Source organism: Rubinisphaera italica, from assembly GCF_007859715.1.
Lineage (GTDB): Bacteria > Planctomycetota > Planctomycetia > Planctomycetales > Planctomycetaceae > Rubinisphaera > Rubinisphaera italica.
The window spans coordinates 3,392,799-3,410,618 of record NZ_SJPG01000001.1; the positions used below are offsets into that span (position 1 = coordinate 3,392,799).

General features: G+C 47.8%; 13 protein-coding genes. 5 read left to right on the forward strand and 8 right to left on the reverse strand.

Annotation, left to right across the window (positions count from 1 at the left end; translation table 11 throughout):
* The first annotated feature begins 69 nt into the window (after positions 1–69).
* Complete coding sequence (locus Pan54_RS12580) at positions 70–456, forward strand: RidA family protein (protein WP_146503819.1); 387 nt, start codon at positions 70–72, stop codon at positions 454–456.
* Between the two features lie 64 nt (positions 457–520).
* Here the strand turns inward: Pan54_RS12580 and Pan54_RS26115 are convergent, their stop codons facing one another.
* The 3 genes from Pan54_RS26115 to Pan54_RS12595 form a co-directional block, all read right to left on the reverse strand.
* A complete protein-coding gene (locus Pan54_RS26115; RefSeq protein WP_207310127.1) occupies positions 521–943 on the reverse strand; it encodes a hypothetical protein in 423 nt (140 codons plus the stop codon).
* Between the two features lie 64 nt (positions 944–1,007).
* Positions 1,008–1,982: a DUF1559 domain-containing protein gene (locus Pan54_RS12590; RefSeq protein ID WP_146503820.1), complete on the reverse strand. Its 975-nt coding sequence runs from the start codon at positions 1,980–1,982 to the stop codon at positions 1,008–1,010.
* 546 nt (positions 1,983–2,528) lie between these two features.
* Positions 2,529–4,079, reverse strand: a complete 1,551-nt coding sequence (locus Pan54_RS12595) for a S41 family peptidase (protein ID WP_146503821.1) — start codon at positions 4,077–4,079, stop codon at positions 2,529–2,531.
* A 593-nt stretch (positions 4,080–4,672) separates the two neighbouring features.
* Between Pan54_RS12595 and Pan54_RS12600 the strand changes: the two genes are divergently transcribed.
* Positions 4,673–5,473: a hypothetical protein gene (locus Pan54_RS12600; RefSeq protein WP_146503822.1), complete on the forward strand. Its 801-nt coding sequence runs from the start codon at positions 4,673–4,675 to the stop codon at positions 5,471–5,473.
* 492 nt (positions 5,474–5,965) lie between these two features.
* A complete protein-coding gene (locus tag Pan54_RS12605) occupies positions 5,966–7,393 on the forward strand; it encodes a sigma-54-dependent transcriptional regulator (RefSeq protein ID WP_242631302.1) in 1,428 nt (475 codons plus the stop codon).
* A gap of 74 nt (positions 7,394–7,467) precedes the next feature.
* Here Pan54_RS12605 and Pan54_RS12610 read toward each other — a convergent pair whose 3' ends face one another.
* Positions 7,468–8,067: a hypothetical protein gene (locus tag Pan54_RS12610; protein ID WP_146503823.1), complete on the reverse strand. Its 600-nt coding sequence runs from the start codon at positions 8,065–8,067 to the stop codon at positions 7,468–7,470.
* A 310-nt stretch (positions 8,068–8,377) separates the two neighbouring features.
* Positions 8,378–9,589 carry a hypothetical protein gene (locus Pan54_RS12615; protein WP_146503824.1) on the reverse strand — a complete coding sequence of 404 codons (1,212 nt, stop codon included), beginning with the start codon at positions 9,587–9,589 and terminating at the stop codon, positions 8,378–8,380.
* A gap of 268 nt (positions 9,590–9,857) precedes the next feature.
* On the opposite strand from Pan54_RS12615, the gene Pan54_RS12620 reads away from it, so the two are divergent.
* A complete protein-coding gene (locus Pan54_RS12620; protein ID WP_146503825.1) occupies positions 9,858–10,373 on the forward strand; it encodes a hypothetical protein in 516 nt (171 codons plus the stop codon).
* A 343-nt stretch (positions 10,374–10,716) separates the two neighbouring features.
* Here the strand turns inward: Pan54_RS12620 and Pan54_RS12625 are convergent, their stop codons facing one another.
* Positions 10,717–11,916: a Gfo/Idh/MocA family protein gene (locus Pan54_RS12625; protein WP_207310128.1), complete on the reverse strand. Its 1,200-nt coding sequence runs from the start codon at positions 11,914–11,916 to the stop codon at positions 10,717–10,719.
* A 250-nt stretch (positions 11,917–12,166) separates the two neighbouring features.
* Here Pan54_RS12625 and Pan54_RS12630 point away from each other — a divergent pair, with 250 nt between their 5' ends.
* A complete protein-coding gene (locus tag Pan54_RS12630) occupies positions 12,167–12,670 on the forward strand; it encodes a hypothetical protein (RefSeq protein ID WP_146503826.1) in 504 nt (167 codons plus the stop codon).
* 384 nt (positions 12,671–13,054) lie between these two features.
* Here the strand turns inward: Pan54_RS12630 and Pan54_RS12635 are convergent, their stop codons facing one another.
* On the reverse strand, positions 13,055–14,251 hold the full coding sequence (locus Pan54_RS12635) for a class I SAM-dependent methyltransferase (protein ID WP_146503827.1): 1,197 nt from the start codon (positions 14,249–14,251) through the stop codon (positions 13,055–13,057).
* 96 nt (positions 14,252–14,347) lie between these two features.
* The gene (locus Pan54_RS12640) at positions 14,348–17,818 is read right to left on the reverse strand and encodes a UvrD-helicase domain-containing protein (RefSeq protein WP_146503828.1); all 3,471 of its coding nucleotides are present in this window, start codon (positions 17,816–17,818) and stop codon (positions 14,348–14,350) included.
* Between the last annotated feature and the right edge of the window lie 2 nt (positions 17,819–17,820).

Sequence of the window (17,820 nt, forward strand, 5' to 3'; positions counted from 1 at the left end):
CTTCACTTCGTTCGCCCACAACCACCCTTTACTCATTAAATCGTACAACTTTTAGGCAAGAGGTTTCAAATGTCAAAACAACTCATCTCCAGCGGTTCGGCCTGGGAAGGCAAAATTGGCTACTCGCGAGCGATTCGTATCGGCAAACATGTGCATGTTTCTGGAACGACAGCAACTGACGAAAACGGCAACGTCGTAGGTGTCGGTGAACCAGCACTGCAAGCTGAGTATATCCTGAAGAAAATTCAAGGCGCTCTGACCGATGCAGGTGTGACACTGGAAGACGTCATCCGCACTCGCATCTACGTCACCAATATCGACGACTGGGAAGCGATCGCCCTGGCTCACGGAAAATATTTTGGCGAAATCCGCCCTGCGACTGTTATTGTCGAAGTCAGCCGATTGATCAATAAGGATCATCTGGTTGAAATCGAAGCCGAAGCGATTGTTGAATAACTGAAAGTCTCCAAAGAATAAAGCAGCGACCCAATAAGAGTCGCTGCTTTTTAATATCGACTGATTAGATTTTTTTCTCATCTATTGAAAGTTCGAAAACTGGAGAATCAGCTCCCCTTTCGACGACATAAGTCAGTTCGCTGCGAGAGTTATACTGTGCAGGAATATACATCTCCCCAACAGGTTCTGGTGTACCATTACTTTCATCAAACTTGCCGGGAATCAGTCGAGAGGCAATAATTTCCACTTTCATTTTTCCGGGAAGAGACTCAATCTTAAAGTAACCCTCCTCAATAGGGGCACTGAAGACATTCCCGCCCGCTTCAAGCATTCGAAATGTAATGCGTCCTTCCTTCAGTGGCTCGTTCTGCCATTTCACCTCACCGTCTGTCGAGATCAAATCTGGCCCATCAGACGCACCGCATCCAACCAGAAATGACACAACAAACATAGCAGCAACCGCAAATTGAGAACTCGAATTTTTCATTTCCTCTATTCCATTTCCATCAAAGAATGCATCTGCAGAAGACAGTGGGAGCCAGGCAAATTCATTAGAACTCACCAAGAACCTGGCCATCCTTCATTTGCCCAAGATAGCGGAAAGTTAAACGGTCGATGTTCTCAGAGATGAATCGAATGGAACCATCTGCCAGTGCAAACTGAGCTCCCCCTTTATGATAACTTCTGGCAAAGTTATACCGGCCCGAGAGTCCCCCTGCATTTCCATTTTCGCAAGGAGAATTCAGAAATGTTGTGCTTTTGCAGGAATAAACACGGTCGGGCACTGATGTATTAGGAGTTTCAGCTGTTGAGAAGGCATATGATCCATGAGGGGCTCCACCCCAGTAACCACCCAATCCTCCCCAACTGGCTCCTGTTGATCCCCGGATAATTCCTTCGCCCATCATAATGGTGTTGGTCGTCCCATCGGTAACACTCCGAAATTTAGTGTTCGAGCCTGTATAAAACATCCCCGTGGTTGGCTTGGCAACGACTGTTTGAGGGATTCCATTTGGATCGGTGCTGGTATTAACATCTCCTCCCGCACATACAACGTAATTCCCCTGAAACCCATTGTCAGTCCCGCCACCACCTACGGCCGGACCTGCGGGATCAGAAGGGCACATGTAAACACTGACAGGAATCCCCGCTAATGATTTTGGAATCTGGTGGACATATTCAGTCGTGTCTGCCTGATAGAGGTCAGATAGATTTCCCTCTTCAATAAATGGCAACATACAATGGAAAAAGCATTGGCGACGATGTCTTGAACCACCGACTTCAGCCTGCCAGCCGTAAGGAAACACGGAATGTGTGTCATGATAATTGTGCATCGCCAGTGCCAACTGTTTAAGATTATTCTTACACGACGATCTGCGAGCCGCCTCACGGGCCTGCTGTACAGCAGGCAACAAGAGAGCCACAAGTATTGCTATAATTGCGATCACTACGAGCAACTCAATAAGAGTGAACGCACGTCTGCTGCACGAGAGAGTTTTCAGAGAGGTGACCTTAGGAAACTGCATTACGAACTCCTTAACATCTAGAAAGAATAAATCTGTAAATCAGTATTAAAAAAACAAGGCACATCTCATGCCAAGGGAGTTCAACTCACTTCCCGAACTAAGTAATTTTACCGAACCGAGCGTAATATTAACTTTTTGAGTATAAATCAGCATTTTTTCTCAAGTTCAACCAGGCATCTCTGCATGCCTGAAGATCTCTTCTGAATAAACATGAAGCACACTCCGCGCACTATTCAGGCAGAATCTCTTATTGATAATCTCTCCCGCGTATACATGTACACATTAAATCAGTATTCAAATTTTCCATTACATATCGATCCCCGCAATATTCAATGATGACACCAAACCCCAGCATTCATTCAACAGATTCAGGCATAAAAAAACCGGCGGCCTGAAGTTCAGGTCGCCGGTCGGGTGATTGCCAGGTTGTCGATCAAGGTATCTTTGAAGTCAATATTCCAGTTTCTTGTTCAATGAGCTGCAGGAGCAATCTCGGAGTTCCGTTCATTTGATGTTTATGCTCCTGCAGGGGCATTGATTTTTCGATTAACTGGTTGGCAATCGTTTCTTGGTCATCTGATTCACGATGTTCTGAGCCTGACCGTTGTCGATCATTTCCAGAGCTTTCGCGATGTCGTTGTCAATCGAAGTGATTCGATCGTTCTTTTCGATCACAACGTCTGGAGTGACTCCTGAACCGGCCATTTCGCGTCCGTTTGGTGAGTAAAACTTAGCTGTGGTCAGTTTCAGGTTTCCAGAAATTGTTCGCAGTGGCAAGTGAGTTTGAACAGTTCCCTTACCGTAGCTGGTTCGTCCGACAATCAAAGCTCGTCCGTTGTCCTGCATGGCAGCTGCGAAGATTTCGCTGGCTGAAGCAGAGTTTCCGTCGACAAGTACAACCATTGGCACTTTCCAGGTTTTTGCGAACTGAGCAGACTGTTTTGTGTTGTCTGAGTAGTTTCGGCCTCGTGTAGAAACAATTGTTCCTTCTGGCAAAAACTTGTCACACATTTCAACACACACGTTTAACAATCCACCAGGGTTTCCTCGTAAGTCCAGAACCAGACTCTTCATTCCTGCATTGTGAAGTTTCCACAAAGCTGCGTCTAATTGCTTAGCCGTTTCGTCAGCGAACTGATCAATTCGGATGTAAGCGGTTCCGTTGGCAGCATCAATGATTCGAGCTTCAGAAACAGATTCCAGAACCAACGTTCCTCGTGTCACATGAATCAACTCAACATTTTCATTTCGCAAGACCTGCAACAGAACCGGAGTTCCTGACTGGCCAGCCATCAGATTGGCGATGTCCTGCAGTGACTTGTTTTCCGTTGCTGTTCCGTTGACGCTGCTAATAATATCTCCTCGTTGAACACCCGCTTTTTCAGCAGGACTTCCCTGAACAGGTCGCACAACAACAGCTCCCTTTTCATGCTGCTTCATTTCGACACCAATTCCGACCAGTTCTTCCCGTGATTTCAGATCAGCTCGTGGAGCAGATACCTGAACGTTTGGGTTGAAAGCTGAGTATTTATCGAGTGAATCGATGTTTCCCTGAATAAATTCCATTCCCATGGCAGCCGGGCTGATTCCAACTCCGCCAGCCAACTGGAACATGCTCCAGCTCATCGCCTGAGCAGCTTCATTGGCGTTCTTTACGTTGACGGCATCAGCCATTCGTCGCAATTCTGCCTGAGCCCGCTGCAAAGTTTCTGGAGAAGCTTTCACGTTGTTCGCTTTCAGAAACTCTGGATTTTCCAGAGCTGCAGCCACATGATTCAGTGCATGCTTTGTTCGATCCTGATAAGTATTAGGATCCACATGACGTTGATCAATCAAGTTGGACACTTCCATGAACAAGGTTCGCAGTTGCGTATCGTTTGTGCTGCTCAGGAACTGACGCAGTTTTGCGTCGTTAGTGCGATAGCTGATTCGCGACTGCACAGCTTTCGGGCTGAGGTCAGCCGCGAAGTTCTGAGCTTTCTGTTCCTGACCGAAGCCTGTTGAAACCAGTGACCCGAAAGCCAGCATGGTTGACAGTGTCATCAGTCGCAGTGATGGTTCCCATTTTTTCCAGTTTTTCTTGAACTTGTTTAACATCTCTCGTCTCCTTTCGAATGTTGTGCTGAGAGCGGGTGTCTCACGTCCGCAATCAGAGGTTCATCTCTCGTCTCTTACATAGCGGCTGAACTCGGTGGCGGGTGTCATTCATTCCGGGCTCTCACCCCCAGTGACTGATAGCTCGTTGCTATCCCTTGCCTCGTCGTCGCAACCGTTTCGTCCGTCAGGACTGAAAGGGTTTAATGCACTCCCCGTGCCAAACTTATTCCAGAAAAAAACGATTCCGCCATATCCCCTTGATACAAATAGACTTAAATTTTCCTTGCACTTTTTACACATGTCCAAAACCTGTCGAAATTGCAATTTTGGGGTTGCAGAGATCGTTGCAATTCATACGTGAGGGAAAGTTGACAAATCGCAATATTTTTTGGAAATAGTTGGATAAGACCTGAAAACAAGGGAATTAAGCTGAAATACAAGCACTTTTGTAGGTTGGGTTAGCGGAACGCGGAACCCAATTTTCGTTCCGCAAAATACGCTTTGTTGGGTTACGCTTCGCTAACCCAACCTACTTTCGATTTGTTATACTAGCCGTGACGGCACGCTCAATTTGGCTCCTCACGGATGATTTCATGCTGAAAATTTCCTCGTTGCATAATATGGAGACGGAGACCGCCCTTCGTCTCTCGACGATTGCTGCGGATTCGCATTTACTGGAATCTGCCCTCGCACATTTTCCCCAGCAATTGGAGATAACCTCCTATCCTCAGTTGGATGATTTTCTAGCCACCATTCATGAATCTGGTTATCCACAGCTCATTTTGATCTCGCAAACTCGTTGCGATCAGTACAACCGGTCGACGATCAACCAACTGCTCGATCGTTGTCCGCTCGCACGTTTTCTCGTGGTTCTTGGACCACTATGTGCAGCCGAGCGGAGAACTCGTAATCAATGGCCAGTCGCCTGGATGGTGCCAGAATGGGCTTATTTTCAGCGTTTGCAGCGAGAAATCGAAGTCCTGTCCGATCAACGACCTGCCCTGCCACTCACCGCGTCACTCGAAGAAGTTGCCCGGTTCGATTTCGAAAGTATTGCTCCACAAAAGCATTCGGGAAAAGCAGCCATCATTTTCAGTCCCGATGCCATCTGGGCCAAAACGAGGGCATTGATCGAAGATCAATCCGACAGTTCAATTGTCTGTCATAATCCGCATGAATTAACGAAAGTCTTCATAGATTACCCGGATCTGCCCTTGATTTTCGATATGGATCCTCTGACTAGCGATCTGAAAACCTGGCTGGAATCAAATCGAACTCTGATCGAACAGCGATCAGCCCTCGCCTATTGCAACTGGCCGACCCAGTGCTTATTTGATAATTCCAAAGCCTGGGGATTCCAGGACTGCCGCTGCAAACTCGCACCACCACAATAGGTCAGGCGAGCCGTGCCAGTTATGGCACGGGTATTGTCACGATCATTGTGCATTATTTGCGAATCGATGCCGATTTGGAATCGCACTCACCCGAGCCATGGCTGGCTCGGGTCGCCATTTTCATTTCAAATCGTACTCTTGCACAGTAATTCCACCGGAATCGCACACCACTCTCGGCATTCTTCGATGAAGTATTCAACAATTTTTCTACACAAATTCGACTTTTCACAAAATTTAATATCTGTTATCACCCGCATCTCACGAGGGTGCTGTCGGTTCTTCGACGGGCGATGGCACTGTGAGAAGATCCCATCACGATCAAATTCAAATAAAAGAGGTCGCCTCCTGGAGAAGCAAACTGGACATCGATGATCTATTGATGTTCTTGCGACTGCAGAATCAAATTTGAAAATGATCGAGAACCCCCTCCGCATATTCACGGATGAATATGCTGTTCGCCTTCGTCGAATGATAGGTGTCAAGGAGTTGACGTTGAATTCGCCATCTGCAACTAAATTACGTGTTCTATTCGTAGACGATGAATCTCCCATTCGAGATGTGATGAAACTCGAATTACCACGAATGGGCCACGATCCAACCATCTGTGAAGATGGCGAGTCTGCGATGAGGGCACTCGAAAAACATACCTTTGATGCCGCCATTATCGATTTGCGCATGCCGGGTCTGAGCGGCTGGGATGTTGTCGATCACATCAAGCAGGTTTCTCCCGAGACCGAAATCATTATCAGCACCGGTCACGGCAGCATGGAAGCCGCGATCCAGGCGATACGCAAAGGGGCTTACGACTTCATTCCCAAACCCTGCAAACTGGTCACAATCGCCAATGTACTCAAACGAGTCGCCGACAAACGCTCGCTGACAAACAAAACAATCGCTCTGGAAGGTCGCTTGAAAGCTGCAGAAGGTTCCTGTCGTATGATCGGTACGACACCACCGATGCAGCAAGTCAAATCAATGATTTCCAAAGTTGCCCCCACTGATTCCGCAGTGCTGGTTCTGGGTGAAACTGGAACGGGAAAAGAGTTGGTCGCCCGCCGAATTCACGAGGAAAGCAAACGCAATTCAATGCCTTTCGTCGCTGTGAATTGCGGAGCATTGCCGGAAAATCTGGTGGAAAGCGAATTCTTTGGACACCGCAAAGGAGCTTTCACAGGAGCGGATACACCACGAAAAGGACTTTTTGAAGTCGCCAATGGTGGCACCCTGTTTCTGGATGAACTGGGCGAACTGGATAAATCCATGCAGGTCAAACTACTCCGATTCCTGGAATCGGGCGAAGTCCGGCGTGTCGGTGAAAATGAAGCGTTTCATGTCGACGTCCGAATCGTTTGTGCGACGCATTGCAATCTTAAAGAAATGGTCGCTGCTGGAACATTCCGAGAAGATTTGTATTTTCGTGTGAATACATTCCAGATCGATCTACCACCATTACGAGCCCGTAAGGACGACATTCCTCCTATCGCGATGAGTCTGGTTGAGCGTTATCTCAAGCGAACTGGAGTTCCAAGTACTATTTTTGCTCCCAGTACAATTGAAACTCTGAAAGCTCATGTCTGGACGGGAAATGTGCGGGAACTGGCGAATGCGATCGAGTATTCCGTCATTCTCTCCGGCGGACAGACAATTTTGCCAGAGCATTTGCCAACGAGTGTAACAAACCGAGTCACCGTCAATCTGCCACAACCTGTTCCTCAACCTGTCGCTGCCGCTCCGGTTCAGCAGGAGGAAGAGGAAGAAATCAAGACGTTACGTCAAGTCGAGCAGGAAGTCATACTTTCGACCCTCGAAAAAACCGATGGCGACAAACCTGCGACTGCTCGAATTCTGGGAATCGCTTTGAAAACTCTGTATAACAAATTGAATCAGTACGAGGCTCAAGGCCTGGAGATTGCTGGTTAAACTTCTGTTATCTCAAATTAAAAGCCGATGGAGAAAATTCTCTATCGGCTTTTTTTATTGAGTCAGATCATCATCTATTTTTTCGCCTGTGCAGCAGCGACTTCTTCCTGTTCTGTTTTCACAGATTCTGTCACCTTCAACGCAAAGCGTTTTTCTTTTTCGGTATCTTCACGATAAACCATCTGGATTACGTCACCCGTTTCAAGATCTTTAGCTTCTGTAGCTTCTCCTTCAAACTTGGTGGCATCAGTAGCGACATATTCAACTGGAATCGTTTTCGACTCTTCATTCAGTTCCGCTTTTTCATCCGGTTTGGGTATCAAGCTAATAATGTAATTCTGACCCGACTCTCCTACAGCGACGATGGTTCCATCGATAACTGTGGTATCCGAAGCCACTGAAACCTTATCGCTGGTTTCTGAAACCGCTTCCGCCGCTGCACCCGCTGACGCAGCAACTTCATCTGTATTAACTGCAACTGTCAGAGCAATGGAATCGTCGGTTGAGTCACCACTGATCGAAAACCAACCCGCGATCAATCCCCAGAGAAACACAACAATAAACAGACAGCCAACAATGGAAACTGTCCAACCCACTCCCATCATTCGGCGATTCCAGCTGATCGTTTCACTCTCATGCTCTTCCGGATGATTATTTCGGTTACTGCCTGACATCGTCCTGCTCCCCTGTCTATGGTTCTCAATTAAACATGTACAAAAAGCAATATGCAAATGTCATTCCAATGAGCTAAAGAAGGCATAAAAGCAGGTATTCTGCCTAAATATTGCTTGGTCTGGTCTCAACTTGACTCCTGAGAAGCCAATTCTGGCATTACGTCAAATCAGAGATAGGATGTAACTTTTGCAATCGATCTGAAATGAAAATTGAACCGCGGATGAACGCAGAAAACGCAGATGTTTTGTTGTCAATTTTGCGATTTTACAAGCTGAGAAGCTCTGTGAGAAATCCGGATTATCGCTGAATTTATTGTTCAGTTGTCGAAGTAATGATGCGAGATTCCTCCAGAGTATTTCCACTCAAGCAAGCTTGCAGGGCATGTCGATTTCTGACATTCGCGGTCCGGGTTTCTGTCTGAATTCGCGTGAGCAGCAAACCAACATTTTGAATTACGGCTGGACCATCTGGTGTTTTCAGTTCCAGTGACTTCTGAAACTTGAGATACAACCCTGCGACAACATCCGGCAACTCTTTGCGTGAGAACCAGCAGATCACAACCACCGCAACAGTGACCAGAATCGCCATCGAAATGTTGTAGCTGACCGACAGTAATATTACGGCTGAAACAGTAGTCAGAATCATCACGGGTTTTCTGAATTCAGCGGGACAGACTGAAATCGCGGCTGCGGTTAGCGCAAACCAGCCAATCGTAATCACTGCTGCCAAACCCGCGAACGGAAGCAACCATTGCCAGACTTCTCCCACCGTCGAACCAGTGACCGTCCAGCCCCAGATTTCGGAGGCAATCATCAATACTGGCAGAAATACGAGGAGATAGACGATCAACCCAACAAGACGGGCGACCGTATCGGCAATTGACTCCACACGCGGAAGTTTCCGCTCCACGGAATCCTGTTCAAGACGATCACTTTCTGTTACGGATTCCTCTCTCAAATCATTCTCGGAATCCTCGTCCAGATTCAGCAATCGATCCTGCTCAGAAACTGCAGGCGAATCGATTTTCTTCAACTCCTGCGTCTCATGTGGGCACATCAATTCGAGTTGCCTTCGAATCGAGGGATTCTGAAAGACGGATAAAATTGAGCCGGCAATAAATCGAGCAATCGCCAATGCGATCAAGCATGTCAGAAGAATTAACCAAAACTGCTGAGAGTAGCTGATCGCCACATCGACCCAAGGCAAATGAGCAGGATAAGTTTGCCGAAATTGCCAGGCCGTGAGAATTAGAACTGATGCGAAAAATCCCCAGCCCACGACAGAACTGGCTCGGATCCCCGATTTGTAATCCGCCGCATACAATGGCTTCCAGGGAGGAGTGAACAGCTCATCAAATTGACGAGAACGCAAAAGCCAGACGAGTATCAGGCTGGAAAGATAGGCAATTACAAATCCAGAAATGCCGTAAATGGCAAGCTGAGTGAGAATCTCGGGATCACTCACAGAGAGAGTTTCCACATCTGAATTCGATATTTGAGAAATGACCCAGATTCCAGACACGTTTGATCCCTTCGACAATTTAAACAATATGACACCATTGCAGCGGACATGCTCGCAGATTGCAAGTCTTTGTCTACAAAGATGTTACTGAAAACAAATTGCGATGAATCAATCATTATCCCGCGTTGATTCCCTGTAATATTTTTCTATTTCGGCAAAATTCTTACCAGAAATTTGAGCGATAACCCCGGAATTTTCGTTTTCTACAGTGTTACATAATGAAAAAATTGTTTGAAAGCGGAAGGACGAACTTACAAGGAGGAGGACCATGAGTATTAATAAGCTGAGCAATCAAAATCGAATCCTCAGAACAATCAATCGAGGATTAGCTTGGGCGATTGGAATTCCTGCAGCCTGGCTGGTGGTGTCGAGCAGTTATCAGTTCCAGCAGGGCTGGTCAGAAATAGAGTTTCTGATTGGATACCTGCTCCTGTACGCGGCTCTGGCAACCGGCTCGATGATTGTCCGCACGCCCTCCAGCGAATTGCCTTCAGTCACATTCTGGTGCGTCTGCGTTTTCCCGCTGGTGGGACTGGCCCGTCTGGCTGGATTGTTGCTTCATAGTGAATACTCCACCGGAGTTGAGCCCTCCTTCACCGGGACATTGCTCGCGATGACCTTGGGAACAATTTCACTCTTTGTCTTTATGAAGTGGGAAGAACGAAAAGACCTGCAGACGATGGGACCGTATCTGGATAACAATGCTGATGTACGATATGTCACGCTTCAGAAAGTTCCCACTGTTTCGCAGTCAGCGATGCAGGAAGAAGCGAATCTGTGGTAGGCAGTAATCAATAACCATAGTCAATCATTTTTGAACCACGGATGGACTCAGATTTTCACGGATTCAATAGAGTTTGGACATCAACAAGGAACTCATCAATAAGAATGTCTGACAAATCAGTAAAAATCGTGGTTAGAAATATTATTTCACTTGGGTGGCGGGGGCGCTCTCGAAGAGAAGCCCCCGAAACTCATATTCCCGGGGGCTTCCGCTAACGCGGAGCGCCCCCGCCACCCTTAATTAAACACTCTCAGTTAAGACGATTTCGTCAGGCAATGCCAGACCTACGGCTGAAAATTAAAAGTCCCCTCACCAATAAAGTGAGGGGACTTACCCTATTCATTTACCGACGAGCTTTCTCATACTTCATGGGCAACCAGGCCCCATTTTCTTTGCTGCTGGCGACGCACTGCTGAATGAAGTACATCCCCTCTGCTCCGTCGTAGACATTGGGATAAATCGTATCCTTCTTCTCAAATTCTTTGCCTTCTGCTCGCAAGACCATCGCGTCGTAAGCGAAGCGGTAGACATTCGCGAAAGCTTCAAAGAAGGCTTCGGGATGTCCAGCAGGCAGTCGACATGAAGAAGCGGCGAGGGGAGTCATGAAAGGTGCGTTTGGATCGCGGGTGTAAATCTTATGAGGCTGCCCGTTTTCACGGACGATCATCTCATTCGGATTTTCCTGTTTCCACTGCAGCGCCTTCTTGGTTCCATCGACTTCAATGAACAAATCATTTTCGCGACCATGAGAAATCTGCGAAGCAGTCACAGTCATCAAGCCACCGTTTTCCATGCGGATGACCGCATGACCATAATCATCCAAGGCGCGACCTTCGACCATCGATTTCAAATGGCAGGAAACTTCTTCCGGGAATAAGCCGGTCATGTAGCGACCCAGGTTATAGGCATGAGTTCCGATATCGCCAAAAGCACCTGCAGCTCCCGATTTTGAGGGATCGGTTCGCCAGGCCGCTTGTTTCTGATCGGAATCTTCCAGCTTGGTTCGCAGCCAGCCCTGAATGTAGTTGGAGCGAATCGCCTGAATCTCTCCCAGTTCACCAGAGAGAATCATTTCGCGAGCCTGCCGCACGAGCGGATAGCCTGTGTAGTTATGAGAGACAGCAAACACCGCTCCCGATTTTTCCACTGCGGCTACCATTTCTTCTGCCTGAGCAAAATCGAAGGTCATTGGTTTATCGCAAATCACATTGATCCCCGCCTCCAAGGCACATTTGGCAATCGGAAAGTGGGTATGATTCGGCGTGGCCACACTGACAAAATCAATCCGTTCGCCTTCTGGCAACTTCATTTCCTTTTCAACCATCTCATCATAGCTGCCGTAGGCGCGTTCTTCGGAGATGTCGTAAGCGGGTGCAGAGGCTTTCGCTTTTTCCGGATTCGAAGACAAAGCCCCGGCAACCAGCGCGGCTCGATTATCGAGCACTGCTGCGGTGGCATGCACACGACCAATAAAAGATCCCTGGCCTCCGCCACACAGGGCCATCCGAAGTTTACGATTGAGCGAGCCGTTTGTAGTTTCCATGATGTCCTCGTAGATAATGTTTAAGACATGCCGTCAGTCAATTTTGGGCAGATTGATACCCCAAGTGAAACGATTGGTGAATTCAGGCAGAATATCTTTGATTGGATGGGATCACAACCGTTGAAATGCCTGAGGAGGGTCAAAGAAGACTGGCGGGAGTGATTTCGATCGCGTAAACTATCGTTGAGCAATCGCTCATCTCAATCACATCAACATTGCGGGAAGATGACATCTTCGGAGGAATGATCAAATGGGAAAATCAGAATCGTCACGTATGGCCTGGTTTGTTTGTGGAGTGATGGGAGGTCTGATGATCTCTTACTTCTGGCCGAGCGAAGTCGCGATGGCCAATACGGATCGTGACAGCGATGCCAAGTTTGCAATTGTCACCGTCCCTGTCGGCCTGACAGCAGGCGATGCCGTCTTCGTACTGGACTTCCTCACTGGTCGGCTTTACGGAGCCAGCATCAACCCCCAGACAGCAAAGTTCACCCAAGGCTACATGCATAATGTCCTGCCGGACTTCGGCCTTTCACCCGATATCCGTCCCCGTTTCGTCATGACTTCTGGTATGTTAAATATTTCAGTTCAGGGGAGCCGAAAGCAACCAGCGACTGGCGGTGTTTACATTGCTGAGTTGAATAGTGGTCGCGTACTGGCTTACGCGTTTCCGTACTCAATGTCTCCACGCGCGAATGCACCAGAACCACTCACAATTGTCGATGGCTTCCAGTTCCGACAAACTGTCGAGTAATAGTGAAAGTCGTGTATTAAACAGACCGAAGGACAAGCTATGAGCTTGTCCTTTTTTGTGTCATAGAATTCATTACTACATGACCGTGTGCGATTTTGGGACACTCTTGAAATGATTGATTCGCTCGATATCCTGCACAAATTCACTTTATGAACAGTGATTTTCCAGACCATTTTCAAATGGTATCTGCACTCGCATGGACACCAAATGTCCTCATGACCCTGTGTTTGCTCCTGCTGAACACTGCAGGTAATTTTTGAATCTGCTCTAGGTAGCACGCCCCAGTACGAAGTGATGGGCGTGGGAAATGCGGACGACCACGCGCATCATCCTATCATTTCGTCTTCAATCTTTTCCAACTGTATAATAATCGCGCACAGTCATTTAGCTCGTCAGTCGTGAGCAAACAATCACTTTCGACTTTCCACCGACTCGTGCAAAAATTAATGTGATGGCTTTAGTCCCGCTCAGAGGAAGTGATTTTCTCACTTTTTCAATATCAATCCGCAAGTGGCGACATTTGATTTCGACTTCGCCCACATCCAGCTTGCGAAGATACTTTCGTAGCTGTGTTTCGTTGCGAGTCAGAGTTTCAATGACTTGAAAGCCTGAGAGAAATGGCGAATCGATTCGTTCTACAGATGTCAGATATTCCTCGGCATCATCCAGACGAGCGACTCCGAGTTGTTCGGAAAGCTGATTGATCATTCCTGCTCGAACGACGGCAGGATCGGGATCGTAAACAAAATTGCTGACTTCCGAAAATTCAGGGAAAGCCTCCAAAGGATCGCCTACGAGACTTTCTCCAGCGGGCAAAACCGTTGCCCGCCAGAGCCCTGGTTCCGCCAGTTCTCCACACCAGATGACGGCCTGCTTACATTCTCCCTGCCAGCTGATTAATTCGGTTTCGCAGTCAGGAAATTTTCCTCCGAAATTACTGGCCGGGCTGAGTTTGATGGCCCCTGCATAACACTCTTGCGACATTCGCTGCAAAACTTCCAGAGGCGGCTGGATACTTTCCAGACGTCGATGCCGCTTGCCCTGAGCATCCCGCTGATCGGGGTCAATATGGATCACTCTCCCACGGACATCCAGTTCATTGACATCCTTCTGCTGAAATGTGATTTGTGATTCTCGTTCATACACTTCAGCATTCCATTGAGCCAGTTGCAACACGATCAGATCGAGTTCATAAGTGATAACCGGTGCGACTTTAGAAAGCGCAATCGCGTCGGCTCCGACTCCCGTACATAAATCTTCAATAGTCTCGATACTATCAAGTTTGGTCTGAAATCGCCTGGCCTTATATTCCGCCAGCGATTCACTTGATGTCTGTTCGAGTGACTGTCTCGTGAACCACATTCGATCTGCTTGTGAAAACTTATCGCCTGCTCTCAGACGCAAATCATGTAAGTCGAGCCCCAGTCGTACTAACTCCGCAGGATAGATCTCTCTCAACTTCTGTTGACGCTGCAACGCACTTCCGCTGGCTGAATCGATATCGGCCAGCAAAACCGGAGTCTGTTTCAATTGTTGCCACAGTTTTATGGTTTCCTGCGACGTGCTGTAATCGGTCTGCATTATGATTTTTCTCTAGCATTTTTCTCTACCACTTACGGTCACCTGGACGCTTTGGTGACTGAAGTGGATGTGTTTGCTCTCGCAAATCGCTGTAGATTAATGATCTCTCCGCTCTAAAATCGCCTGGTCGACGCGATTTCGGAACTGAGAAACGATCTCTTGATTCAAATCGATCGCGAATGTACGAATGGTGTCCGCCAGTTGCAGGATACGAATGGATGAAGGGAGTTGGCCAGTCATCGATTTTATCGCCAGTGCATAAAGCGTCATTTGAATTCCAAATTTTTCGAGGACGTCCTCTTGCTTCGCAGGCACTGCTCCCGTTTTGTAGTCAATAATATGCCACAAGCCTGCTTCATCTTGAAGAAGACAATCAATCGTGCCCGAAATCGATGTCACTTGTGAACTCTCATGCAAAGTCCATTTGATCAGAAATTCGGCTTCTCGATAGAGTTTTCTGGCAGATCGAAGCTCTTGAATAAAATCAGCCTTGAGTGTGAAACTCATACGCTCAATGGCTGTTTTTCGAATCGACTCAGGGAAAGTCTCAGCGAATTGTTCTGCCGCGGTATCGATTAATTTCTCAGCCGATTCCGTCTGATCGAATTTCACATTTTCCAATGCTGCATGCAGCAAATGTCCCAGCAGTTCTGAGTCACGCAAATTCAAGCGGTCTTTATCGTTCGACGTTGTAAAACTACTTTTATGAACATGCGACTGACGTAACATCGCATCCACCGCTTCAATTTCTGAAACCGAATACCGATCTTGTATTCCCTTAGAAATCGGAAGTGGTAAAGCAATAGCTGGTGGAGCAATCGGTTCTGCGGTGGAGAGTTTTTGTGACCAGTCGGAAAGTTTAAGTTTGCGCGGTTGCGATTTTTCCTGTGTTCTTTTGGGCTTATCATGGACGATATGAATCTGCGGTATTCGATTCAATTCGATGCCGGGTTGCTGCATTTGTCCGGAAATGGGATCCAGTTTTGGCAACCCGGTCGAGAGATCAAATCGTTCACTGAGCAGAGACATCCACGGACCAGTGATACTTTCGTCGGGGTGCCAGTAAGCCGAGAGTACAAGATAGTCGGCGGCTCGGGTGGTCGCCACATAGAATAGTCGGATCGCCTCGGCTTCATCTTCAATGCGTTCGGAATCCCGATACATCATCATCGCAGGATTCTCCGGCTTTTCCCCCTTAATGAGTGGTAAGGAGAGCAATGGCCCCAAGCGGGTATGCAATACTGCTGAACTACTCCCACTACTGCGTTGCCGGTTCACATCAGCAACGAAAACAACCGGGAACTCCAGTCCTTTGGATTGATGGACTGTCATCAGTCGGACAACATTCCCGGTTTCAGCATGAGTCGCCGCCATCTCTTCTTTCGCTTCTTCGGTAATCGATTCGAGCAATCGGTCACTAAATTCCGACAACCCCAGCAAGCCGATCTGATCAAACTGATCAGCCATTTTAAGCAGCTTATGCAAGTTGGCCACTTTTCGCTCAGGAAGAAACTCCGTCATCAAAGCGGCATCGTACGCTGTGGCTGAGACCGCATGTCGCAGCAGTGGACCGATACCAATTCGATTTTTCAGCGAGATCAATTCCTGCAGTATTGAGCGTGCCCGATCAACGCAGCTTTTCTGATCAGACTCTACCCAATCGGACAATGAATGATCCTGAAGACGATTCCATAATCCCACAGAACCATGAGCAAAATGAAAGAGTGTTTCATCCGTCCAGCTAAACATCGGAGAGCGAAGGATGCCCACTAAAGCGACTTCGTCAGAGATGTCATCTAGGAAACGGCAGAGGTTAACAAGATCAAATATTTCCTGCTGGGCAAAAAAGGCTCGACCTCCTACCACGTAATATTCAATCCCCAATCGCCTCAAGGCATCCTCGTAGACACTCAAATTACTGAATGCTCGAAAGAGAATTGTCACATCGCCCGGTCGCATCGGCCGTAAACGGATTTCTCCATCTGCATCCTTCTCACGAATACGCGGTGTCGGATCGTCCAGGAGTTGCTGAATTCTGGCAGCGATCCATTCGGCTTCCAGTTCCCGTTTTTCTTTAACGTTTTTGATCTCTCGCTCTGGGTCATCAGCCCAGAGAAATTCGATTTTCTCTTTGGGTGGATAAGTCGTTTCGTCAAAAGCGGACAATGCATCGTATTCGTCCGGCATTGCTGGCTCGAACAGATAATTGACAAAGTCGAGTACTCCCTGCTGACTGCGGAAGTTTTTCGTTAACGACATCTGTCCCTGGACCGGAATTTCCCCTCGCAGTGCGCGAAACACTGCAGGGTCGGCACGACGAAAACGGTAAATCGATTGTTTAACGTCTCCGACAAGAAACAAGCCACCACTCGTCAACTGTTCTCCACAGATCGCTCGAACAATTTCCGTCTGGACGGGATCGGTATCTTGAAATTCATCGAGGAGAAGAAAATGAGTACTGTTTTGCAGACTTTTACGAACCGATTCATTGTCCTGAATCAAATCTCGCATCGTGAGCAGCAAATCATCAAAATCGAGGGCGGATTGCTCCAGTTTACTCTGTTGATAAGCCGTAACGACACATGAAGTCAACCGCAGTGCCTGCATCCCAAGTTCGGCAGACAACACAATCGGTTCGACATCTAAAGTCAGCAGAGGAAGGATTTTATCAAGCAGATCACGAAACCGCTTTAATCCCTCTTTGGCAGATTCATAAACCTCTTCACTACTCCAGTGCTTTTTCGTTGATCCCTGAATCATCGAAGCACCGCGAAGTTCCTGCAGGTCCTGAGCGTTGAGAGATTGAGTACGTCGCAAAGTCCCCATATGCTCGAGCAAAATGGCCCGTCGTTCCTGCATCTTGGGAGCAGTCGGCTCTTCAGTAAGCAGCAACGAATATAACTCATTGAGTTCCCGAGACTCCGCCAGTTCCTGCATTTTGCAGGGCAGGAATTCCGACTGATGATATCTCTGCCAGACTTCTGCCAACTCTTCTGCATCATTTGCGACGGCAAGCGCTTCTCGAAGTTGAAAACGTTGTTCGATAAGTGATTGCAATATTCTAAGCGTTCCTTCGAGACCAAAACGGAGCACCAGATTGGAGGCGTCGGGGTTACGCTCTCGTAAAAACTTTTCCAGTTGAGTTTCGACAGTTTCTGCTAGCAGACTCGAAGCCGTTGGAGCATCCAGCACACTGAACTCGGGATCGATCCCCAATTCTGTCGAATATCTGCGGAGTGTCGATGTACAGAATGCATGAATTGTTTGGATACGAGCCGATTCGAGATCACGCAGAATTTCCTGCCAGGCGGGCACGTCTGTCTCGTCGCATTGCTGAAGCTCTTCGAGGATGCGAGCCCGGATACGATCGCGCATTTCCCGTGCGGCTCGATCGGTAAAGGTAATCGCCATCAGCCGATCGAGCATTTCCGTGGAGGGATTCCGCAGCAATTCCGCCACATAACGCTGAGTCAGCACGAACGTTTTTCCGCAACCGGCCCCTGCAGCCAGTGCAATCGAGACATTGCGAGTTTCAATCGCCGCTGCCTGCTGAGTTGTATAAGGCATGC